20 protein-coding genes are annotated in these 20,891 nt (G+C 60.6%); 11 read left to right on the top strand and 9 right to left on the bottom strand.

The window, feature by feature from the left end; all coding sequences use genetic code 11:
* Window positions 1–67: 67 nt before the first annotated feature.
* Window positions 68–790: an MliC family protein gene (locus GSR16_RS20820; protein ID WP_159880656.1), complete on the top strand. Its 723-nt coding sequence runs from the start codon at window positions 68–70 to the stop codon at window positions 788–790.
* Window positions 791–867: 77 nt separating this feature from the next.
* Entirely contained in the window at window positions 868–1,413 is a 546-nt protein-coding gene (locus tag GSR16_RS20815) for a YaeQ family protein (RefSeq protein ID WP_159880655.1), read from the top strand.
* 12 nt (window positions 1,414–1,425) lie between these two features.
* On the opposite strand, the gene GSR16_RS20810 is transcribed toward GSR16_RS20815, so the two are convergent.
* From GSR16_RS20810 to GSR16_RS20800, 3 genes are all read right to left on the bottom strand, one after another.
* Window positions 1,426–2,025, bottom strand: coding sequence for an FMN-binding negative transcriptional regulator (locus GSR16_RS20810; protein WP_159880654.1), 600 nt, complete (start codon window positions 2,023–2,025; stop codon window positions 1,426–1,428).
* 57 nt (window positions 2,026–2,082) lie between these two features.
* Window positions 2,083–2,514 (bottom strand): carboxymuconolactone decarboxylase family protein, encoded by a 432-nt coding sequence (locus GSR16_RS20805; protein ID WP_159880653.1) that lies wholly within the window; start codon window positions 2,512–2,514, stop codon window positions 2,083–2,085.
* 96 nt (window positions 2,515–2,610) lie between these two features.
* Window positions 2,611–3,237 carry a LysE/ArgO family amino acid transporter gene (locus GSR16_RS20800; protein ID WP_159880652.1) on the bottom strand — a complete coding sequence of 209 codons (627 nt, stop codon included), beginning with the start codon at window positions 3,235–3,237 and terminating at the stop codon, window positions 2,611–2,613.
* 132 nt (window positions 3,238–3,369) lie between these two features.
* Between GSR16_RS20800 and GSR16_RS20795 the strand changes: the two genes are divergently transcribed.
* The 3 genes from GSR16_RS20795 to GSR16_RS20785 all read left to right on the top strand — a co-directional run bounded on the left by GSR16_RS20795 (window position 3,370) and on the right by GSR16_RS20785 (window position 4,971).
* Window positions 3,370–3,813 carry an Lrp/AsnC family transcriptional regulator gene (locus tag GSR16_RS20795; protein WP_159880651.1) on the top strand — a complete coding sequence of 148 codons (444 nt, stop codon included), beginning with the start codon at window positions 3,370–3,372 and terminating at the stop codon, window positions 3,811–3,813.
* A gap of 75 nt (window positions 3,814–3,888) precedes the next feature.
* Entirely contained in the window at window positions 3,889–4,431 is a 543-nt protein-coding gene (locus GSR16_RS20790) for a GNAT family N-acetyltransferase (protein WP_159880650.1), read from the top strand.
* A gap of 42 nt (window positions 4,432–4,473) precedes the next feature.
* Window positions 4,474–4,971 carry a M48 metallopeptidase family protein gene (locus GSR16_RS20785; RefSeq protein ID WP_159880649.1) on the top strand — a complete coding sequence of 166 codons (498 nt, stop codon included), beginning with the start codon at window positions 4,474–4,476 and terminating at the stop codon, window positions 4,969–4,971.
* Between the two features lie 39 nt (window positions 4,972–5,010).
* Here the strand turns inward: GSR16_RS20785 and GSR16_RS20780 are convergent, their stop codons facing one another.
* Together GSR16_RS20780 and GSR16_RS20775 are read right to left on the bottom strand one after the other, a co-directional pair.
* Window positions 5,011–5,976 (bottom strand): alpha/beta hydrolase, encoded by a 966-nt coding sequence (locus tag GSR16_RS20780; protein ID WP_159880648.1) that lies wholly within the window; start codon window positions 5,974–5,976, stop codon window positions 5,011–5,013.
* 86 nt (window positions 5,977–6,062) lie between these two features.
* On the bottom strand, window positions 6,063–7,283 hold the full coding sequence (locus tag GSR16_RS20775) for an MFS transporter (protein WP_159880647.1): 1,221 nt from the start codon (window positions 7,281–7,283) through the stop codon (window positions 6,063–6,065).
* 215 nt (window positions 7,284–7,498) lie between these two features.
* Between GSR16_RS20775 and GSR16_RS20770 the strand changes: the two genes are divergently transcribed.
* Window positions 7,499–8,515, top strand: a complete 1,017-nt coding sequence (locus tag GSR16_RS20770) for a class I SAM-dependent rRNA methyltransferase (RefSeq protein WP_159880646.1) — start codon at window positions 7,499–7,501, stop codon at window positions 8,513–8,515.
* 379 nt (window positions 8,516–8,894) lie between these two features.
* Window positions 8,895–10,760, top strand: a complete 1,866-nt coding sequence (locus tag GSR16_RS20765) for an ABC transporter ATP-binding protein (protein ID WP_159880645.1) — start codon at window positions 8,895–8,897, stop codon at window positions 10,758–10,760.
* Window positions 10,761–10,849: 89 nt separating this feature from the next.
* Here the strand turns inward: GSR16_RS20765 and GSR16_RS20760 are convergent, their stop codons facing one another.
* On the bottom strand, window positions 10,850–11,065 hold the full coding sequence (locus tag GSR16_RS20760) for an HP1242/YdcH family protein (protein WP_159880644.1): 216 nt from the start codon (window positions 11,063–11,065) through the stop codon (window positions 10,850–10,852).
* Between the two features lie 287 nt (window positions 11,066–11,352).
* Here GSR16_RS20760 and GSR16_RS20755 point away from each other — a divergent pair, with 287 nt between their 5' ends.
* Window positions 11,353–12,420 carry a GGDEF domain-containing protein gene (locus tag GSR16_RS20755; protein ID WP_159880643.1) on the top strand — a complete coding sequence of 356 codons (1,068 nt, stop codon included), beginning with the start codon at window positions 11,353–11,355 and terminating at the stop codon, window positions 12,418–12,420.
* A 47-nt stretch (window positions 12,421–12,467) separates the two neighbouring features.
* Here GSR16_RS20755 and metH read toward each other — a convergent pair whose 3' ends face one another.
* On the bottom strand, window positions 12,468–16,181 hold the full coding sequence (gene metH, locus GSR16_RS20750; protein ID WP_159880642.1) for a methionine synthase: 3,714 nt from the start codon (window positions 16,179–16,181) through the stop codon (window positions 12,468–12,470).
* Window positions 16,182–16,299: 118 nt separating this feature from the next.
* Between metH and GSR16_RS20745 the strand changes: the two genes are divergently transcribed.
* Together GSR16_RS20745 and GSR16_RS20740 are read left to right on the top strand one after the other, a co-directional pair.
* On the top strand, window positions 16,300–17,064 hold the full coding sequence (locus tag GSR16_RS20745; RefSeq protein WP_159880641.1) for a substrate-binding periplasmic protein: 765 nt from the start codon (window positions 16,300–16,302) through the stop codon (window positions 17,062–17,064).
* Between the two features lie 121 nt (window positions 17,065–17,185).
* Window positions 17,186–17,755 (top strand): YqiA/YcfP family alpha/beta fold hydrolase, encoded by a 570-nt coding sequence (locus GSR16_RS20740; protein WP_159880640.1) that lies wholly within the window; start codon window positions 17,186–17,188, stop codon window positions 17,753–17,755.
* Here the strand turns inward: GSR16_RS20740 and GSR16_RS20735 are convergent.
* Window positions 17,730–19,115 (bottom strand): ATP-binding protein, encoded by a 1,386-nt coding sequence (locus tag GSR16_RS20735; protein WP_159880639.1) that lies wholly within the window; start codon window positions 19,113–19,115, stop codon window positions 17,730–17,732. The genes GSR16_RS20740 and GSR16_RS20735 overlap by 26 nt on opposite strands.
* On the bottom strand, window positions 19,112–19,651 hold the full coding sequence (locus GSR16_RS20730; RefSeq protein WP_159880638.1) for a heme NO-binding domain-containing protein: 540 nt from the start codon (window positions 19,649–19,651) through the stop codon (window positions 19,112–19,114). Before GSR16_RS20730 ends, GSR16_RS20735 begins: the two co-directional genes overlap by 4 nt.
* A gap of 215 nt (window positions 19,652–19,866) precedes the next feature.
* Here GSR16_RS20730 and GSR16_RS20725 point away from each other — a divergent pair, with 215 nt between their 5' ends.
* On the top strand, window positions 19,867–20,841 hold the full coding sequence (locus GSR16_RS20725) for a quinone oxidoreductase family protein (protein WP_159880637.1): 975 nt from the start codon (window positions 19,867–19,869) through the stop codon (window positions 20,839–20,841).
* The last annotated feature ends 50 nt before the right edge of the window (window positions 20,842–20,891 follow it).

Below are 20,891 nucleotides of genomic sequence, written 5' to 3'. Positions count from 1 at the left end.
GCCCATGCTGGGAAATCATCCTGCGGATTGATGCAGCAGGACGGGGCTGCACGTGGCACAATAATGCATGCTCAAAATCCGCTCCGTACCCATTGCAGTCATCTTACTGCTGCTTGCACCCGATCTGGCTCACGCCCTGAACGGTTCGCATTCGCTTGGTACCGGGCAGGACAAGGCAAGAGGTGGTAATACCAGCGGCATGCGCCAGGCTGTCCCCCCGGTTCAGCCACCCATTCCCACCGTGCAGGCCACCGACTTTGACTGCAACAAGCCGGCGAATGCCATGGAAATCATGCTGTGTCAGGATGAGGGGCTGATCCGCTTGGGCAATCGACTGGACAAGGTGTACACCCAGTCCATGGACAAGGCCCGGCAAACCTCGGCCGGGGCCCTGAGCATGAGCAAACTGCAGCAGGAGCAGCGCCACTGGGCGCGTAACCTGAAGGACTGCATGAAGAATGAAAACCCCCACATGTGCCTGGGGGATACCTACATCCTGCGCATTACCGAACTGCAGGCCAGCTGGGAGCTGGCCCCGTCGCTGACACCGCTGCATTACCTGTGTGGCGGTGGCGGCAACAACGACGTGCTGGCCACCTTTTACCGCACCAAGCCCGCCACCGCCCGCCTGATACGCGGCAAAAGCCAGGCCATCCTGCACCAGCAGGAACTGGTTACCGGCGGCGCACGCTATGCCGGTCAGAACGTCGAATTCACCATCCGCGGCAAAGAAGCCAGCATCAACTGGAAAGGCGAAAGCCTGCTGTGCATCAGCCAGCCAGAACAATAAGCCCAGACACCCCGTCTTGACCTGCCGGCACCTGCCTTGGCACTACTTCAGCAAACATCAAAAACCGGAAACCACCCATGGCCCTTACCGCCACCATTTACAAAGCAGGCCTGTCGATTTCCGACATGGACCGCGGCTACTATGCCAGCCACAACCTGACCCTGGCACAACATCCTTCGGAAACAGTAGAACGTCTGATGGTGCGTCTGGTTGCCTTTGTACTCAATGCCAGCGAAACCCTCAGCTTCACCCGTGGCCTGAGCGCCGATGACGAAGCCGAGCTGTGGCAAAAGAATTACAGCGAGGAAATCGAGTTGTGGATCGAACTGGGCGAACCCGACGAAAAACGCCTGAAGAAAGCCTGCAGCCGGGCCGACAAGGTGGTGCTGTACACCTACGGTGGCCGCTCCAGCGAGGTGTGGTGGCCGCAGATTGAAAACAAGCTATCCAAGCTGGACAAACTGAGTGTCTACCGCATCAGCACCGCCACCCAGGCCGAACTGGCCTCGCTGTGCCAGCGCGGCATGCAACTGACCGCCACCATACAGGACGGCCAGCTGTGGCTGGCTGATGAAAGCCGCAATGTGCTGGTGGAAGTGGAAGCCCTGAAAGTGCCCCACTAAAACGGTAAACGCTCAGGGCCTGGGCATGGCGGCGGCCAGCTGGCGTGCTGCCGCGTCGCCCTCTTCCAGCATGCTGATTACGCCCAGCCGGTCTTGCGGCAGTCGGTTCTGGCTCAGCTTGGCCTTTACATCCCAGCGGCTCACCCGCAAGCGAAAGCCCACAATCCCGCGCTGCATGGCGGTCATCGCCGCTGGCGGCATGGCATCGGTACTCCAGCCATCCGGGCCTTCAAAATGACTGGCCAGCTGCTGTAACAGCGCACCCAGCTGCGCGCCCTCCACCGGCTCTGCCCGGCCATGCGCATGTGCCACGCGGTAATTCCAGGTAGGCACCATGCCATCCGACACATACCAGCGCGGCGACACATAGCCATGCACACCGGCAAACACCGCCACGCTGTCTTGTGCAAACAACACTTCGGCATGCGGATTGGCGCGTGCCAGATGCCCCAACAGGCAATCAGGGTGGTGCGGGTCGGGCAACAACACCACATGGCTGATCCACGGTTCGTCTCCGGCCGGGGTCATCAGGGTGGCCAGCGGATTATCCGCCATCACGCGTGCGGCATACTCAGCCTCGGCACGAAAAGCAGATGGGCAATACAGGCTCATCGCAATACTCCATCAACACAATTGATCAAGGGCAGATCCAGGCAACACACACCGCCGCTACTGGCGCATGGCAATGGCCAGCCGGTTCAGTGCATTCATGCTGGCAATAGCCATGGTCAGGTCGCAGATTTCCTGGGCATTGAAGTGCTCCAGCAACGGGGTATAGGCCGCGTCATCGGCCTGCGTGGTGGCAATCAGCGTGACCGACTCGGCCCAGGCCAGGGCGGCCCTCTCCCGCGCACTGAAGTGCGGGCTTAGCCGCCAGCCGGCCAGGGTGTCCAGCCGCGTCGGGGTTTCGCCACCGCTGCGCAGCGCCCGGCTGTGCATGTCGAGGCAAAATGCACAGCCATTGATTTGCGAAACCCGCAGGTAAACCAGCTCCACCAGATTACGCCCCAGCGGGCTTTCCGCCAGTTGTTGCTTGATGGCACGCAGGTGTTGCAGGGCCGGAGCCGACAATTCGACATAGGGTAGACGCAAGGTAGACATGGCAGTTTCTCCACTCAGTAAGTGGCCCATTATCAACACACATTTGGCTCCATCACAGATCCACTTTCATCACGAATGACAGAACCAGTCTGCCACTCACCCCCGCAGTGCCTGCCACCACATCCAGCCGCCCATGCCAAGCAGCAGCAGGCCGCAGCCAAGGTCCAGCAATCGCCTCGCACCAGCCCCCGCCCGCCGCAGCAGCTGCCCGATGCCAAAAGCCAACACACACCACCACAATGCCGAGCCCGACACGATGCCTGCCACCATGACCATGGCTTCGTTACCGCTGCTGACGGTCTGTCCGGTCAAACCGGAAAAAATGGCGACAAAGGACAAGATAGTCATGGGGTTGCCCAGCGTCAGCCCCAGTGCCGACCCATACGCCGCCGCCAAGCCGGAAGCTGGCCTGGCACTGGCCATGGCAGGCTCTCCCTGTGGTGCACGCAACATGGCCAGCCCCTGCCACAGCAAAAAGCCACCACCCGCCAGTGCCAGCGGCACTGCCAGCGCGGTCAGCTGCCGGATCAGCACCGTCAGGCCCAGCGCACCAAGGCTGGCATACAAGCCATCTGCAGTGGCCGCCCCCAGCCCGGTGGCCAGGCCGGCCCACGGCCCATGGCGCAGCGTCCGGTCAATGCACAGCAAGCCAATTGGCCCAACCGGCGCGGCAATGGCCAGCCCCACAATCAGCGCCTGGCCATACAAGGTAAACAGTGTCATGGCATTTCTCCTTTCAATTACATCAGTCTGCCTGCTTGCCAGTGGCAGACACATGCTATTTTTCAGGCAGGATCGCAGTAGAAACTGATAAATTAAGGTAGTAACGGCTTTTTACCGAAAAGGACGCAAGCGATGGAAATTGATGGCAAGGCCTGGAAAATTCTTGAATGCCTGCAGCAGGATGCACGGCTGTCACTAACCGAGCTGGCCCGCGCCGTTGAAATGTCGGTGCCGGCGGTATCCGAGCGGGTGAAGCGGCTGGAAGAATCCGGCGTGATCCAGGGTTACCACGCCCGGCTGGCACCACAAAAGGCCGGCTATACCCTATCGGCCATGGTAGGTATTACCGTGGCCCAGCCCTACAAGAAAAAGCTGCTGGACATCTTGTCGGCCATGCCGGAAGTCATGGAATGCCACCATGTCACCGGGGCGGATTCCTACCTGTTCCGCTTGCTGGCGCGCGATGTGGCCCATCTGGAGGCGCTGGTGGCACGTGTAAACCATCTGGGCGAAACCCGTACCTCCATCATCCTGTCCACTCCCATCAGCCAGCAAACCTTGCGCCAGCCACGTTAATTTGTGTGTAAACCGAACCTTAATGTCATCTGTCTGTCGTAAAATTCCAAGATCCACACCCCTCTGACACGCTCCATGACTTCGCTGACCCTGCGCCCGGCCACCTTTGACGATGCCGGCCTGATTGCCCGGCTGCACACCGAAAGCTGGCAACACAGCTACCGCCGCATCCTCTCCGACGACTACCTGGACCACGTTGCTCCCACCGAGCGCCACACCATGTGGACACGCCGTTTTCATTACGACAATCACCTGTGGGTATTGCTGGCCTTGTGGGAGGGCGAGCCGGTGGGGTTTGTCTGCCTGCTGCCCGATGGCGAAAGTGAGCGCGGGCTGTTGCTGGACAATCTGCATGTACTGCCGGGTCAGCAGGGCCGTGGCGTAGGCCGCACCCTGCTGCAGGCGGCGGCAGCACAGGCAGACCGGCTGCAGACCGGCACGCCGATGCACCTGTGGGTTTACGAGGCCAATAGCGACGCGCGCCGCTTTTATAACCGCATGGGTGGTGAAATGGTGGACCGGGAAAACGTGCTGGCACCGGACGGCAGCAAGGCCGTTGCGCTGTGCTATCGCTGGAAGCAGCCGGCGCAGCTGGCCAGCGGCAACACAGCCGTCTGATCCGGCAGCCCGTACCTGGCAGGGCTTTGCTACACTGGCGGCATGTCTGCCCTCAAATACCTGCTGCACTATCCGCCAAGCCTGCTGTCCCAGGTCCAGGCCCGTCTCGACGACGGCAGCCTGGGCGACTGGCTGGCCAGCCGCTACCCCGATTCACATCAGGTGCAGAACGATAATGCGCTGTATCAGTATGTCGGCGCACTCAAGCAGCGCTATCTGAAAAATGCCCCCGCCCCCACCAAGGTGCTGTTCGACAGCCAGCAACATCCGGTAAAAGGCACGCTGGGCACCAACACCCAGGTTTCCCGCGTACAAGGCGGCAAGCTCAAGGCCAAGCATGAAATCCGCATTGCCAGCCTGTTCCGTGACGCGCCAGAGCCGTTTTTGCGCATGATCGTGGTGCATGAGATGGCGCATTTGCGCGAAAAAAACCACGACAAGGCCTTCTACCAGCTGTGCTGCCATATGGAGCCGCACTATCACCAACTGGAGTTCGACACCCGGCTGTGGCTGACGCTGCGCGAACTAAAACCAGCCTGAACACACAGCATGCCGTCCCATCGGCATGCATCTGCTGGCTCAAGGCTGGGTCACTGCTACCCGAGCCCGTTGCTGTTCAAGAAAACCGGCGATGTGGCGGTAAGTCTGGGCACACTCCTCGGCTACCAGCTGCTCCATATTGAGAAAGGCATGTACCAGATCGGCAAAATGCAGATGCTCGCAGACCACACCGGCGGTCTGCAGTTTATCCAGATAGCGCAGCGCCTCGTCCCGTAGCGGGTCGAAGCCGGCTGACACCACCAGCGTGGCCGGCATGCGCGGCGTTACGGCCATCTGCAGCGGGGATGCTGCCAGCCGGTCTTCACCACGCTGGAAATAATTGTCGAAATACCAGGCAATGCGATCGCTGTTAAGGAAATAGCCTTCACCATTTTCGGTAATCGACGGCAGGCTCATGCTGTAGTCCAGACTGGGGTAAATCAGCACCTGGGCGGCAATCTGCAAGGCCGTGTCATGCTGGGCCCGCGCGCTTACCGTAGCGGCCAGCGCAGCACCAGCCGAGTCACCGGCCAATACCAGTTGCCGCACAAAAGGCAGGCCGCGGGCATCCAGTGCGGCAAACACACCACGCGCCACCGCATAGACATCATGCAATGCCGCCGGATAGGGGTTCTCCGGCGCCAGCCGGTATTCCGGCACCACCACCACATGGCCGGTAGCCGCCGCCAAGCGTCGGCTGATGGGGTCGTACACACTGACGCTGCCAGCGGTATGGCCACCACCGTGCAGGAACAGCAGCACGGGCCGCGCCTCATCCGGGGCCGGGTGATAAATGCGCACCGGCACGCTGTAATCGCGGCCATGGACGATTTCATCATTCACCCATGCAATGTCCGGGCCGGGGCTTACCAGCGTGCGGGTGACATTGGCCAGGGCCTCGCGGGCACCAATGGCGGTAGGTTTGTAGCCGCTTTCCTGCAAACGGCGGATAAGCTGGTTCAGCTGCAACAACCAGTCGGTCAGCTTGGGGCTGACAGCATGCATGGCACTCTCCTGAGTCGGGCGGATAAGGCATCAGGCCGACATTAATATACCAAAGTCATGAATGATGCCAGCATGCGCGGCACGCGTCAGGGTACCAGCTGGTCGCGCTGTGCCAGTTGTGGAAACCAGCGCATCCACAGCACCACCACCAGCAAGGTTCCCGCACCACCCAGCACCACGGCCGGAACCGCACCCAGCCAGGCCGCTGTCACACCGGACTCGAATTCACCAAGCTGGTTGGAGGCACCGATGAACAACGAGTTCACCGAATTAACCCGCCCGCGCATGTCGTCCGGTGTTTCCAGCTGCACCAGCGTGCCGCGGATCACCACGCTGATGACATCAGCCGACCCCAACAGCATCAGTGCCAGCAAGGACAAGGGGAAGCTGCTGGACAGGCCGAACAGGATGGTGGCGATGCCAAACACCGCCACCGCAGCAAACATGATGTGGCCAGAGCGCCGCCGGATGGGGTGGCGCATCAGCCAGGCAGACATCAGCAAAGCCCCGGCTGCCGGTGCCGAGCGCAGCAGACCCAGGCCCCACGGTCCGGTATGCAGGATGTCGCGGGCAAAAATCGGCAGCAGGGCGGTGGCCCCACCCAGCAGCACGGCAAACAGGTCCAGCGAAATTGCCCCCAGGATATCGGGCCGGCTACGGATGAAACGCACCCCCATCAGCAGGGAATCCAGCGACACGCGCTGGCCGGTGGGCAGCACCCGGCTGGAAGGCAGCAGGCTGACCAGGAGCAGGCAGCCCAGGAAACTGGCGGCAGACAGCCCGTAGGTCAACTCGGCACCCAGTGCATACAGGAAGCCGCCCAGTGCGGGGGCGATGATGGTGGCCGCCTCATTGGCCGAAGCCGCCATGGCGATAGCCTGCCCCAGCAAGCGCGGTGGCACGATATTAGGCAGCAGCGATTGCATGGCCGGCATGTCAAAGGCGCGGCAGCAGCCCACTACCACGGAGAGCGCAAAAATCAGTCCGCGGCTGACCTGCCAGCCCAGGCCCAGATTACCCAGCAGCAGCACCGTTGCCGCCACGGCCTGGATCGCCAGGCTGACAGCTACCACCCGACGCCGGTCGAAACGGTCGGATACCGCGCCGGTCACCAGCACCAGCAACACCCGCGGCAGAAACTGCAACAGTCCCACCAGCCCCAGATCCATGGCGCTGCCGGTCAGCGCATACACCTGCCAGCCAATGGCGACAGTAAGAATTTGAAAACCCGCAGTCAGCAGTACCCGCGCCAACCAGAAATGCCAGAAAGGGCGGCAATGCCGCAAAGAAGCAGAAGCGTCGTTCATGGAAGCAGAAAAAAGGCCGTACTGGCCATGACAAAGAGTTCAAGCCTAACGGCAGGGCGGCTGAAACGCGAGTGCTACACTCCATGCTTAAAAATTGCTAACACAATCGGGGCCTTGCCCTGCCGGGGTCACACCCGCACACCGCCAGTGGCTTTATTTTGAGGCCTGCTGCCGCAGGGCTTACAATTGCACCCATTCCAGAAAGAAAGCCCCTCATGTCCCACACCCTGAGCACCCTGCTGCAAGCCGCCGCCGATCGCCGCAGCGAGCTAGTCAGCCGCCTGCTGGCAGAAGATACCAATAGCTACCGCCTGTTCCATGGCAGTGTGGAAGGGGTATCCGGCCTGACCATAGACCGCTATGGCGATTTGCTGCTGGTGCAGAGCTTCCATCAGCCGCTGAGCGATGAAGAGCTGGCAGAAATCCGTCAGTTCTACGCCGCCAGCCTGCCCGAGCTGCAATTGGTCTACAACGACCGCAGCAATGCCAACTCGCGCATCAGCAACACGCTGAGTCTGGCCGAACAGGCCGTAGCCGAAGAAAACCGCGTGGCACACGAACTGGGCATCCGCTACCACATCCGCGCCCGCCACAGCGGCCAGGACCCGTGGCTGTTCCTCGACCTGCGCGCCGGTCGCCGCCGCGTGATGCAGTTGGCCGAAGGCAAGAGCGTGCTCAACCTGTTTGCCTATACCTGCGGCGTGGGCCTGGCGGCCGCCAAGGGCGGTGCCAGCTTCGTGATGAATGTGGATTTTGCGGAATCCAGCCTGGCGGTGGGCCGTGCCAATGCCAAGCTCAACAGCCTGACCACCCGTCCGCGCTGCGTGCAGAGCGATGCCTTTGCCGCCCTGCGCCAGTTGTCCGGCATCGGCCAGCCCAAGATGGTGCGTGGCAAGAAAATGCCCCCCTTCCCCACGCTGGAAGCGCGCCAGTTCGATGTGGTCTTCCTCGACCCGCCACGCTACGCCAAGAGCCCGTTTGGCGTGGTCGACCTGATCAACGACTACCAGGCCCTGTTCAAGCCGGCCCTGCTGTGCACCGCGCCGGGCGGGGTGCTGATCTGCTGCAATAATGTGGCCCAGGTGGATGGCGAAGCATGGCTGGAAGCGCTCAAGCGCAGTGCTGAAAAAGCCGGCCGCCCCATTCAGGCGGTGGAGTGGATCACCCCGGAACAAGACTTCCCCAGCCAGGATGGCCAGCATCCGCTCAAGATCGTGCAACTGCACGTCTGATTGCCGCGGTACCAGGCTGCCCGACCGACCCGCTCGGCCGGGCAGCTTTGTTTTTAACTGCACCCGTTCGGGCCACCATCCGGGCAAGGTATCGCTACGCCACCGGGAACTGCCAGCAACAAAACCCCACTAAAAGCAGCTAGCAAAATAGCGTGGCATCCCAAGGGCAAGGCGCGCCGATACAGACAGTACAAAGGTACGTCCAGGAGGCGCAACGCCGCAGCAGGCGTTTTGTTAGCTGCACCAAGCTGACTGCAACGCTGACGGTGGGCCTGTGTCCAGCCATGCAAAAAAAGCATTGCTGATTACTTCGCTTCAAGCTATCGTCATACCCCCATACAACCTCAACGGACCACGGGTCCCGACAAGGACGATCTTTATGTTTTCCTGGTTTGAAAAGCGGGTAGACGTCTACCCGGATACGCCTCCCGTCCAGCCACCCAAAGGCTTTCTGCCCTTTGTCTGGTCCGCCACCAGCGGCATGCGCCCCTACATCCTGTGCATGACCTTGCTGACCTCCCTCATCGGTGCCTTCGAAGCCCTGTTGTTCTCCATGCTCGGCTCCATTGTCGACTGGCTCAGTCATGTGGCACCGTCGCAACTATGGACCCAGGAGCGCCATCACCTGCTGTTGCTGGGTGGCATTCTGCTGGCCAGCCCGCTGCTGATCGCCCTGCAGGCCATGTTCAAATACCAAAGCCTGTTCGGCAATTTCCCCATGCGCCTGCGCTGGCAGTTTCACCGCCACCTGCTGGGGCAAAGCATGAGCTTTTATCAGGATGAATTTGCTGGCCGCGTGGCCGCCAAGGTGATGCAGACCGCGCTGGCAGTGCGGGACACCGTGCTGATCATCACCGACATCCTGGTGTTCGTAGTGATCTACTTCATCACCATGGTGGCGGTGGTCGGCAGCTTCGATAGCAGCTTGCTGCTGCCCTTCATCGGCTGGTTGCTGCTGTATGTGGCAACCCTGGCTTTCTTCGTGCCACGGCTGGGCAAGGCCTCGGCCCGCCAGGCCGATGCACGCTCGCTGATGACTGGCCGCGTAACCGATGCCTATACCAATATCGCCACGGTCAAGCTGTTTGCCCAGGGTCAGCGCGAGGCCGCCTTCACCAAAAGTGCGATGCAGGAATTCATGCAGACCGCTTATAGCCAGATGCGCCTGGTCAGTGGCTTCGAAATCACCAACCACATCCTCAGCATGGGGCTGATCGCCAGCACCGCCGGTGCCACGCTGTGGTTGTGGACCCAGGGGCAGGTCGGTATCGGTGCGGTTGCCGCCGCAACCGCCATGGCCTTGCGGCTCAATGGGGTGTCCCACTGGATCATGTGGGAAATGTCCAGCCTGTTCGAAAATATCGGTACCGTGCACGACGGCATCAGCACCCTGTCGCGGCCTGTCGCCATTGTCGATCAGCCGGATGCCCGGGCGCTGCAGGTGGCACGCGGCGAGATACGCTTCGACAATGTCAGCTTTTCCTATGGTGGCGAACGCACCATTGTCGATGGGCTGAACCTCACCATTCGCCCCGGCGAAAAAATCGGCCTGGTCGGCCGCAGCGGTGCCGGCAAGTCCACCATCGTCAACCTGATGCTGCGTTTTTACGACATCGAGCAGGGCCGCATCCTGATCGATGGCCAGGATATTGCCGCGGTGACACAGGACAGCCTGCGCGCGCAGATCGGCATGGTGACGCAGGACACCTCACTCTTGCACCGCTCGGTACGCGACAACCTGCTGTACGGCAGGCCAGATGCCGGCGACGAGGCCATGATCCATGCCGCCACGCAGGCAGAGGCGCATGATTTCATCCAGGCATTGACCGACCCCAAGAGTCGCCGTGGCTACGATGCCCATGTGGGCGAACGCGGCGTCAAGCTGTCCGGCGGCCAGCGTCAGCGCGTGGCTATTGCCCGGGTGATGCTGAAGGACGCGCCCATCCTGCTGCTGGACGAAGCCACCAGCGCGCTGGACTCGGAAGTGGAAGCCGCCATCCAGAGCAGCTTGTACCGGCTGATGGAGGGCAAGACGGTGGTGGCCATCGCCCACCGCCTGTCCACCATCGCCGCCATGGACCGGCTGATCGTGCTGGACAAAGGACGGGTGGTGGAAGAAGGCGATCATGCCAGCCTGCTGGCCAAGGGTGGCCTGTATGCCCGGTTGTGGGCACACCAGAGCGGCGGTTTTCTGGGAGAGGAGACCGACGAGGCAATCCGCCCCGGTGAGCTTGATCCGGTCTGAGCACCAGCCGCATCTCAACCACGTCAAACAAGAAACCCGCCTGCTGGCGGGTTTTTCTTTATGCTGCCGAATCTGTGGTCAGAACGGTATCAGGCTTCGGCCTTTTTCAGGATGACATACAGCTCGTCCTTCAGCTTGAGCTTTTCCTTCTTCAGCACTTCAACATCAAACTGGCTGCCGTTTCCGATACCGGCCTCGATATTCTTGATGGTCTGGTCCAGTTCATTGTGCTTGTTGAACAGACGGCTGAAATGGTCGTCTTCGGTTTTCAGTTTGCTGATCAGTTCGCGGAACTCTGGAAACATGGGCTTCTCCTGATGGGTGGGTTGGGCGGCTGCATGCCACCTGACTACAACTTCATGCTAGCCCCGGCACCAGCCTGCTTTCTTGATCTAGGGCATATGCACGACAGACGTCCGGCCATTGTGCGCCGTGCGGAATGGCTGGCAAGAAGTGACGGTCTGCTTCCTGCCCGCCGGACCGGCGCATGCCTGCACCTATGTCCAGTCGACCGCCCTGATTCAAGCCGCCACGATGCTGCGATGTCATCCGGTTAGGCCGCCATTGAGCCAACACCATGCCTGGAGGCTTCATGCAACATCCTTGCGCTGGCGATACCGATTTCCAGCATCAGTCATTTCTGGAACTACGCCCCATCGCCGTATCGCTGCAGATACTTGGCGTCTGTGCCTGGCTGGCATCGCTGCTGCTCAGCCATCCCTACCGGCAGATAGAAAGCGGCAGCACGCTGCTGGCAACACCAGCCATGCTTGGGGGCATTCTGCTGTCCTGGCAGGCCAGTCACCACCGTACCCTGCTACTGGGCATGCTACTGAACCTGGGTGGCCTGAGCCTGGCTTTTCGCCTCAATTTTCTGTTCATCAGCGAGCCCGGCCCCTGGGCAACATCCGTCGCCGTCTGCATCATTCTGACCATGGCACCGGTGTTTCACAGCACCCGTGCTTTCCTGCTGGCCAGCATCGGCATCTGGGCCATGCTGCTGCAAGGTACGCTGGCCGATCAGCATCTGTGGGGTCAAAGCTCATGGATGGCACTGCTGATTGCGGTCAGCATGGCCACCGGCCTGATGCTCAACATCCTGTTCCGCCGCCTGCGCCTGCGCGGCTATGTCCTACGCCGCAAGCTGGAGGTCCTGGCGTTTCAGGATGCCCTGACCGGCATCGACAACCGCCGCAGCCTGCTGGAAAAGCTGCAGGCCTGGTATCCCTTGCAACAGGGCTATTTCATGATGGTGGATATCGACGATTTCAAAAGCATCAACGATGACTATGGCCATGAGGCTGGAGACCAGGTACTACGGGAAGTGGCAATGCAACTGAATGGCCATCCCGACATTGACCTATGCGGAAGGCTGGGAGGCGAGGAGTTCGGCCTGTTCACCCGCAAGACCAACCGGGTACAGGTCACCACGGTGGCGGAAGAGCTGATCCGGCACGTCAACGCCTGCCAAGTACAGCAACGCCGGCTCTCCATCAGTATCGGCATCGTATACATGGATGGACGGATAGGGCTGAGCACCGCCCTGCGGCTGGCGGACAAGGCCATGTACCAGGCCAAGCAGGCCGGCAAGAACTGCTTTGTGCTTGCCCTGCCAGACAGTCATAGCCCCCGTCCGCAGCAAGCGATTCAAACCGGGTAGCCAGCAAAAAGCCGCCCGCAGGCGGCTTCCGGCTGGCGGGCAGACAATCAGGCGTCGTAACCCAGATTGGGTGCCAGATCGCGCTCGGCCTGTTCCAGCGTCACCCCGCGGCGCTGGGCATAGCTGGTAACCTGATCCTTCTCCACCTTGCCCACACCGAAATAACGCGACTCCGGATGGCTGAAGTAGAAGCCGGACACGGCAGCCGTCGGCAGCATGGCATAGCCCTCGGTCAGGGTCATGCCGATGGCCGGGGCATCCAGCAACACAAACAACTCTTTTTTCACCGTATGGTCCGGACAGGCCGGGTAGCCCGGTGCCGGGCGGATGCCGCGGTATTTCTCGTCGATCAAGGCTTCGTTATCCAAGGCTTCGTCGGCAGCATAGCCCCAGAACTCGCGCCGCACGCGCTGGTGCATCAGTTCGGCAAAGGCTTCGGCCAAACGGTCGGCCAGTGCCTTGAGCAGAATGGCGGAGTAGTCGTCATTGGCCTCTTCAAAACGTTTGACATGCGGCTCGATGCCGATGCCGGCAGTGACGGCAAAGGCACCGATGTAGTCCTGCACACCGCTGTCGGCCGGGGCGATGTAGTCCGCCAGTGCCCAGTTGGGCTTGCCGTCCATTTTCGGCAGCTGCTGGCGCAGGCCCACCCAGGTCATCTGGCTGCTGCTGCCATCCACACTGCGGATGTCGATATCGTCATCATTCACCGTGGCCGCCGGGAACAGGCCGATCACCGCATTGGCGCCAAGCCAGTTTTCGCTGATGATTTGCGCCAGCATGGTCTGGGCATCGGCATACAGGCTGCGGGCGGACTCGCCGACAATCTCGTCATCCAGAATGCGCGGGAAGCGACCAGCCAGCTCCCAGCTCTGGAAGAAAGGCGTCCAGTCGATGAAGGCGGCAATTTCCGCCAGCGGATAGTTCTCGAAGCGACGCACGCCCAGCCACTGCGGCTTGGGCGGGGTGTAGGCCGCCCAGTCGGTAGCCTGTTTGTTGGCGCGGGCTGCGTCCAGGCTCACCACCTTGCGGCTGGCCTTGTTGGCATGGCCTTCACGGGCACGCTGGTACTCGGCCGCCACTTCGGCGACAAAGCCATCGCGCAGGGTATCGGACAGCAGGTTGGAGCACACGCCCACCGCACGGCTGGCATCCGGCACATACACCACCGGGTGCTGGTAGTGCGGCGCAATCTTCACCGCCGTGTGGACCTTGGAGGTGGTGGCACCGCCAATCAGCAGCGGTATGTCAAAACCCTGACGCTGCATTTCCTTGGCCACATGACTCATTTCTTCCAGCGACGGGGTAATCAGGCCCGACAGGCCGATGATGTCGGCCTTGTGCTCGCGCGCGGCGTCCAGGATGGTCTGGCACGGCACCATCACGCCCAGGTCGATCACCTTGTAGTTGTTACAGCGCAGCACCACGCCGACGATGTTCTTGCCGATATCGTGCACATCACCCTTGACCGTGGCCATGATGATGACGCCCTTGGCCGGCGCATCGGCCAGCCCCATGCGGATCTTTTCTTCCTCGATGAAGGGCTCCAGATGGGCCACGGCGGCCTTCATCACACGGGCGGACTTCACCACCTGCGGCAGAAACATCTTGCCGGCACCAAACAGGTCACCCACCACGTTCATGCCGTCCATCAACGGACCTTCAATCACATGAATGGGGCGCGCGCACTTGAGGCGGACTTCCTCGGTGTCTTCGACGATATAAGTGGTGATGCCCTTGACCAGCGCGTGTTCCAGCCGTTTTTCCACCGCCCATTCACGCCAGGCCAGGTCTTCGACCTTTTTCTCGCCCGCTGCCTCACCCTTGAAGCGTTCGGCCAGCGCAATCAGGTGCTCGGTGGCATCGCCGCCATCTTTTGGCGTGCGCATCAGCACCACGTCTTCAATGCGTTCGCGCAGTTCCTTGTCGACTTCGTCATACACTTCCAGCGCGCCGGCATTGACGATGCCCATGGTCATGCCGCGCTGGATGGCGTGGTACAGGAACACGGCGTGAATCGCCTCGCGCACCTTGTTGTTGCCGCGGAAGGAGAAAGACACATTGGACACGCCGCCAGATATCTTGGCGTGCGGCAGATTCTGCTTGATCCAGCCAGTGGCTTCGATGAAGTCCAGGCCGTAACGGGCGTGTTCTTCAATGCCGGTGGCCACGGCAAAGATATTGGGGTCGAAGATGATGTCTTCCGGCGGATAACCCACCTCATCCACCAGGATGCGGTAGCTCTTTTCGCAGATTTCCACCTTGCGGGCGTAAGTGTCGGCCTGGCCCTTGTCGTCAAAGGCCATCACGATCACCGCCGCGCCGTAACGGCGCAGCAAGCGGGCTTGTTGCTTGAACTTGTCCACCCCTTCCTTCATGGAAATGGAGTTGACGATGCCCTTGCCCTGAATGCACTTGAGGCCGGCTTCGATCACTTCCCACTTGGAGGAGTCGATCATGATGGGCACGCGGGCGATGTCCGGCTCGGCGGCGATCAGCTTGAGGAAGCGATCCATGGCCGCCAGCGCATCCAGCATGCCCTCGTCCATATTGATGTCGATGATTTGCGCACCGTTTTCCACCTGCTGCCGCGCCACATCCAGCGCGGTGGCGTAGTCGCCGTTCAGAATCAGCTTGGCAAAGGCGCGGCTGCCGGTGACGTTGGTACGCTCACCCACATTGACGAACAGGTCGTGGTCGCCAATGTTGAACGGCTCCAGACCGGACAGGCGGCACTTGGCTTCAATCTGTGGCAATGCACGCGGCGCAATGCCGTCCACTGCATTGGCGATGGCGGCAATATGCTCCGGCGTGGTGCCACAGCAACCGCCGACGATGTTGATCAGCCCGGATTCGGCCCATTCGCGCACGAACTCGCCCATGGCCGCCGGTTCCAGGTCGTAACCGCCAAAGGCATTGGGCAGACCGGCATTGGCGTGCACCGACACATAAGTGGCCGATACGCGCGACAGTTCCTCCACATAGGGACGCAGCAGGTCCGGCCCCAGCGCACAGTTGAGGCCGAAGGACATGGCATCGGCGTGCGACAGGCTGTTGTAGAAGGCTTCGGTGGTCTGACCGGTCAGCGTGCGGCCGGACTGGTCGGTAATGGTGCCGGACACCATGATGGGCAGCCGGGTCTTGTCGGGGTGATCGTCAAAATACTGGTGGATGGCAAACACCGCCGCCTTGGCGTTGAGCGTGTCGAAGATGGTTTCCACCAGCAGGAAATCCGCGCCGCCGGCCACCAGGCCGTCGATGGCCTCGGTATAGCTCTTCACCAGTTCGTCAAAGCTGACATTGCGGTAACCCGGGTCGTTCACGTCCGGGCTGATGCTGGCGGTGCGGTTGGTGGGGCCCAGCACGCCGGCACAGAAGCGCGGCTTGGCCGGATTCTTTGCGGTTTGTGCAACACACAGCGCCTTCACCAGCTTGGCCGCGGCGTGGTTGATCTCCCACACCAGGCTTTCCATCTGGTAGTCGGCCATGGCAATCGACGTGGCATTGAAAGTGTTGGTTTCAATGATGTCGGCGCCGGCATCCAGATAAGCCTGATGAATGCCACCTATCACGTCTGGCCGGGTCAACACCAGCAGGTCGTTGTTGCCTTTGACGTCACAGCCCCAGTCGGCAAACCGCTCGCCACGGTAATCAGCCTCTTGCAGCTCATGGCGCTGGATCATGGTGCCCATGCCGCCATCCAGGATCAGGATGCGCTGGGATAGCTGGGAAAATACCGGATGCGTGGGTTTTTTGGTCATGGCAAGCAGGCTGTAATGGTGAAGAACGATAGGTGGCACACTCATGGTGCGGCTGAACAGTTTACCATTGCACTCGGAACTGTCAGACAACTAACTAAGAAGAAGAGAGTACAAGCTTATGGTTGCTTTGAATAAGACTTGGCCGGTGCTGCTTGCGGGAGCGGTGCTGAGCTTGCAGATCCAGGCTGGCGGCATATTGAAAATCGGTGTTTCCGATTCGGATGCCCCTCCCATCGTGGTACTGACACCAGACAATCAGGCACTGGCCAGCGGTCTGATCAAGGAACTGGGTGATGCCCTGGCCGGCGAGCTGGGCATGAAGGCCCAGTATGTGGTGATTGCCCGCAAGCGGGTGGAAAACACCATCGAAACCGGCAAGGTGAATATCGTGTGCAATGCCAACCCGGAATGGTATGGCAATGCCACCCGGCTGGGCTGGACACGCGAGTTCTATCCGCAAGTGGAGCGGGCACTCTCCTTGCGAGAGATGCCGGACATCCACCAAGTGGATGAGATGGTGGGCAAGCGCATCGGCACCATCCGCGGCTACAGCTATCCCACACTGGAACACCTGTGGGCGGTGGGCCGCACCACCCGCGTGGATGAGCCACGGCTGGAGCTGCTGGTCAAATCCTTGCAGAAGAAGCTGACCGATGTCGCCATCTCGTCGGAACTGGAGCTGGCCTGGTGGGCCAAGAGCAATCCGCAGGAAGCGCGAACCTTCAAGCAACACCCGCTGACAGTCACCTATATGCCCACCATGTGTGCCGTTGCACCCCATTCACCGGTCAGTACCGATAAGCTGAATCAGGGTATAGAAGCCATGCGCCGCAGCGGCAAGCTCAAGGCCATTCTGAAGTCTTACGAGTGGCAAGCTGAATGAAGCCAGTGGTAGCCGGACGGTTTGTCATGCATCAAACTTGTTCCACGTGAAACAAATTTTCCTTGCCAAGCCCAGCAAAAACGGCAACCCTCTGGGCTTGCCGTTTTTTCATTGTTTCCCCATGCACATCATTTACCTGCACGGATTCAACTCCAGCCCACAATCGCTCAAGGCGCAGGAGACTGCCCGCTGGCTGCAACAGCATGCCCCGGATATCACCCTGCACTGCCCACAACTGTCTCCCCACCCGGCGCAAGCCATTGCCCAGGCGGAGACCTTGCTACTGTCGCTGCCGGCAGATACCGCCCTGATCGGCAGCTCGCTGGGCGGCTACTACGCCACCGCTCTGGCAGAAAAACATGGCCGCAAAGCTGCGCTGATCAATCCGGCAGTGCAGCCCTATCAGGATTTGCTGCACTACCTTGGCCCCCAGCACAACCCGTATACCGGGGAAGACTACCTACTGGGAGATGAAGACATGCAGGCCTTGCTGGCCATGCGTCAGGCGGTAATCCGGCAAGGGAAGTACTGGCTGTGGCTGGGTACTGCCGACGAGGTGCTGGACTGGCGACTGGCGGCCCGCCATTACGCGGGCCAACGCCAGAGTGTTTTCAATGGCGACGACCATCGCCTTGCGCGTTGGCCTGCGTGTCTGCCGGCTCTGTTCAACTGGCTGAGCCAGGCGGATTGAGCCGGAGGTGACCGCGTTGCATGGCTGCAGATAGCCTTTCCAGGCTTACTGGTTTGGACAAGAAGTCATCCATGCCAGCCTGTTGGCAGCGCTCGCGGTCTTCATCGAAGGCATTGGCAGTCAGCGCGATGATGTGTGGCTGACGCGACAGTTTGCTCTGACGAATGGCGCGGGTGGCATCCAGCCCGTCCATTTCCGGCATCTGCATATCCATCAACACCAGTTCCACGTCACCCTGGCTAACCCGTTCCAGCGCCTGGCGGCCATTGCCGGCCAGCAATACATCGCGATAACCCAGCTTGTCCAGCAGCTTGATGATCAGTTTCTGATTGACCATATTGTCCTCGGCCACCAGCACCGACAAGGACTGGGTACTGGCCTGCACCACCGCCTGCGGCTGTATTTCGGCGGGTGCTTCTGTCTGCGGTGCGGCCACCGTAGTGGCCACCCAGTACACACTGAAGCAACTGCCTTCCCCCGGCGTACTGCTGACATCGATACGTCCGCCCATGGCTTCGGCCAGGCGGCGGCAAATGGCCAAGCCCAGCCCGGTGCCGCCATAGCGGCGGGTGGTGGTGGAGTCGGCCTGCTCGAAAGCAGTGAATACCTTGCCCATCTGCTCCTCGGTCATGCCGATGCCGGTATCGCGGATATCCAGCTGCAGCCGCAGCATGTCGAAAGTGTCTTCCAGCGGCGCGATGCTGACGCTGACGGTAATACCGCCCTGATGGGTAAACTTGATGGCATTACTCAAAAGATTGCTGCTTATCTGGCGCAAACGCGTGGCATCACCCAGCAGCCAGGCACTGCCCGCCGGACGCAGCCAGGACACGGTCAAGCCGGACTCGGTCGCCTTGGGTTCAAACAGATTCACCACGCTGTCCAGCAGGCTGTACAGATTGAAGGGGCGCTGCTCCAGTGTCAGCTTGCCGGCATCAATCTTGGACAAATCAAGAATGTCGTTGATCAGCGCCAGCAGCGATGTACCACACTCCTGCAAGGTCGCCACCTGCTCGCTCTGTTCCTGTGTCAGCCGGCTGTGTGACAACAGTTCGGCCATGCCCAGCACGCCATTGAGCGGGGTGCGGATTTCATGGCTCATCACCGCCAGGAATTCCGATTTCGCCTTGGCAGCCATTTCAGCCTTGAGCAGCGCCTCGGACAATTGTGCCATTCGCCATTCAACAATTTTTTCCAGCTGTGCCGCCACGGTGGACAGCTCGAAATTGGCGTCATACAGCGCACGGCTACGCTGTTCCAGCAGGATTTCGGCTTCCTTGCGCGCGCGCTTTTCGCGCTGATAGCGCTTTTGGTAGCGCGCTAGCTGGTCTTGCAAATGGGTCAATTCATCCTGAGTCATACATGCTCCACCACAAAACGCACCTGACTGCCGGTTTCATTCAGCGGCTCGACAGCAATGCGGGCCTGCTCGCCAAAGTGGTCGAGCGCCCCCTGGATCAGCCCGGCCGCCAGCGGAGCCAGGCAGCGTGGCGAGTTGTACAGCAACTCCAGACGCTTCAGGTCGCGGCTCACTACCGTTATCTGTGGCAACTCGGCATCCGGATACAGTTTTTGCACCTCAATATGGATGTACTGGTCGACATTGCCCAGCACGGCAAAGGCATCGGCACACCCCTGTATGCTGTAGGGATAGAGCGTGGTAAAGCGGCCAAACAGATAATGGCCGAACATGTAGATGATTTCCTGGCTATCCATACCAGTACGCTGTGACAAGGCAGCCAGCAGACGCAACAGCTCGGCAAACGGATAAGAACCGACGGCGGTATACGCACCGTCGGATGCGGTGTGGGCATCCTCGATGATGTCGTCCAGCATGTCGGCAGAGAAGCGCTCCTCCACCATTTCCATGAATTCGGTAAACACCACGCCTTTCATGCCGCTTCCTTTCCCCATCGCTGCCAGCCGCCCCCTTAACAAGCCATGCCACAGACGGCACTGCACCGGGTGATTGATTCAATGTAGGAACAAATAATGGCAAAAACCAGATAGCAAGCCTTACAAAACACGCTGTTCAATAAAGCTGGCTTGCATCAACAAAGCCGGCGGGCGCAGACTCGAAGCCTGTCAACTAGCCAGGAAAGGCGGGCAAGATGAGTCAGGCCATCCGTTTTCATCGCCACGGCGGCCCAGAGGTATTGCAGCTGGAAGAAGTAGCCATCAGCAGCCCCGGCCCGGGCGAGGTACTGCTGCAGCATGCGGCCATTGGCATCAATTTCATCGACACCTACCAGCGCAGCGGACTGTATCCGGTCAATCTGCCCAGTGGTCTTGGTAGTGAGGCCGCCGGTACGGTACTGGCTGTCGGTGCCGGGGTAAGTCATATCGCAGTAGGCGATCGGGTTGCCTATGCGGGCGGCCCGCTGGGTGCTTACAGTAGTCAGCGGCTGATTCCGGCCGCCGTGCTGGTGAAGCTGCCAGATAGCATCAGTGACGAAGTCGCCGCCTGCATCATGTTGCAAGGCATGACAGTGGAGTACCTGATCCGGCGCACGTTTGCCGTACAGCCGGGCATGACCGTGCTGTGGCATGCGGCTGCCGGTGGCGTGGGCCAGATTGCCGTGCAATGGCTGGCATCAATGGGGGTAGAGGTGATCGGTACCGTCGGCTCGGCAGCCAAGGGAGAACTGGCGCGCCAACTGGGCTGCAGCCATGTCATCAACTACAACGAGGAAGACGTGGTGGCGCAGGTGCGTGCGCTGACCGGCGGCAAGGGTGTGCCAGTGGTGTACGACTCGGTGGGGAAAAGCACTTTCGAGATGTCGCTGAACAGCCTGGCACCGCGTGGCACCTTCGTCAGCTTTGGCAATGCATCCGGAGCGGTACCGGCCTTCGAGCCGCTGCTGCTGTCACAAAAGGGATCACTGTTTTTCACCCGTCCCAAACTGGGTGATTACATTGCCAGCCGCCCGGAACTGGAAGCATCCGCCCAGGCATTGTTTGAACGTCTGGCCAGTGGTGCCATCAGGATTCAACCATCCGCCCGTTATGCACTGGCCGATGCAGCGCAGGCGCACCGCGATCTGGAAAGCCGCAGCACCACAGGTTCGCTCATCCTGCTGCCGTAATACGCCACGCAAGGTAAAGCCAACAGAGGTTAAGGAGCGACTGCCGGGAC

The organism is Aquitalea denitrificans, assembly GCF_009856625.1.
GTDB lineage: Bacteria > Pseudomonadota > Gammaproteobacteria > Burkholderiales > Chromobacteriaceae > Aquitalea > Aquitalea denitrificans.
Note: the sequence above shows the minus strand (reverse complement) of the source record. Positions and strands in the feature narration are given on the sequence as shown.

Coding starts and splice junctions, on each gene's coding strand:
- GSR16_RS20820 (WP_159880656.1), top strand. CDS start 68: ATGCTCAAAATCCGCTCCGTACCCATTGCAGTCATCTTACTGCTGCTT.
- GSR16_RS20815 (WP_159880655.1), top strand. CDS start 868: ATGGCCCTTACCGCCACCATTTACAAAGCAGGCCTGTCGATTTCCGAC.
- GSR16_RS20810 (WP_159880654.1), bottom strand. CDS start 2,025: ATGAGCCTGTATTGCCCATCTGCTTTTCGTGCCGAGGCTGAGTATGCC.
- GSR16_RS20805 (WP_159880653.1), bottom strand. CDS start 2,514: ATGTCTACCTTGCGTCTACCCTATGTCGAATTGTCGGCTCCGGCCCTG.
- GSR16_RS20800 (WP_159880652.1), bottom strand. CDS start 3,237: ATGACACTGTTTACCTTGTATGGCCAGGCGCTGATTGTGGGGCTGGCC.
- GSR16_RS20795 (WP_159880651.1), top strand. CDS start 3,370: ATGGAAATTGATGGCAAGGCCTGGAAAATTCTTGAATGCCTGCAGCAG.
- GSR16_RS20790 (WP_159880650.1), top strand. CDS start 3,889: ATGACTTCGCTGACCCTGCGCCCGGCCACCTTTGACGATGCCGGCCTG.
- GSR16_RS20785 (WP_159880649.1), top strand. CDS start 4,474: ATGTCTGCCCTCAAATACCTGCTGCACTATCCGCCAAGCCTGCTGTCC.
- GSR16_RS20780 (WP_159880648.1), bottom strand. CDS start 5,976: ATGCATGCTGTCAGCCCCAAGCTGACCGACTGGTTGTTGCAGCTGAAC.
- GSR16_RS20775 (WP_159880647.1), bottom strand. CDS start 7,283: ATGAACGACGCTTCTGCTTCTTTGCGGCATTGCCGCCCTTTCTGGCAT.
- GSR16_RS20770 (WP_159880646.1), top strand. CDS start 7,499: ATGTCCCACACCCTGAGCACCCTGCTGCAAGCCGCCGCCGATCGCCGC.
- GSR16_RS20765 (WP_159880645.1), top strand. CDS start 8,895: ATGTTTTCCTGGTTTGAAAAGCGGGTAGACGTCTACCCGGATACGCCT.
- GSR16_RS20760 (WP_159880644.1), bottom strand. CDS start 11,065: ATGTTTCCAGAGTTCCGCGAACTGATCAGCAAACTGAAAACCGAAGAC.
- GSR16_RS20755 (WP_159880643.1), top strand. CDS start 11,353: ATGCAACATCCTTGCGCTGGCGATACCGATTTCCAGCATCAGTCATTT.
- metH (WP_159880642.1), bottom strand. CDS start 16,181: ATGACCAAAAAACCCACGCATCCGGTATTTTCCCAGCTATCCCAGCGC.
- GSR16_RS20745 (WP_159880641.1), top strand. CDS start 16,300: ATGGTTGCTTTGAATAAGACTTGGCCGGTGCTGCTTGCGGGAGCGGTG.
- GSR16_RS20740 (WP_159880640.1), top strand. CDS start 17,186: ATGCACATCATTTACCTGCACGGATTCAACTCCAGCCCACAATCGCTC.
- GSR16_RS20735 (WP_159880639.1), bottom strand. CDS start 19,115: ATGACTCAGGATGAATTGACCCATTTGCAAGACCAGCTAGCGCGCTAC.
- GSR16_RS20730 (WP_159880638.1), bottom strand. CDS start 19,651: ATGAAAGGCGTGGTGTTTACCGAATTCATGGAAATGGTGGAGGAGCGC.
- GSR16_RS20725 (WP_159880637.1), top strand. CDS start 19,867: ATGAGTCAGGCCATCCGTTTTCATCGCCACGGCGGCCCAGAGGTATTG.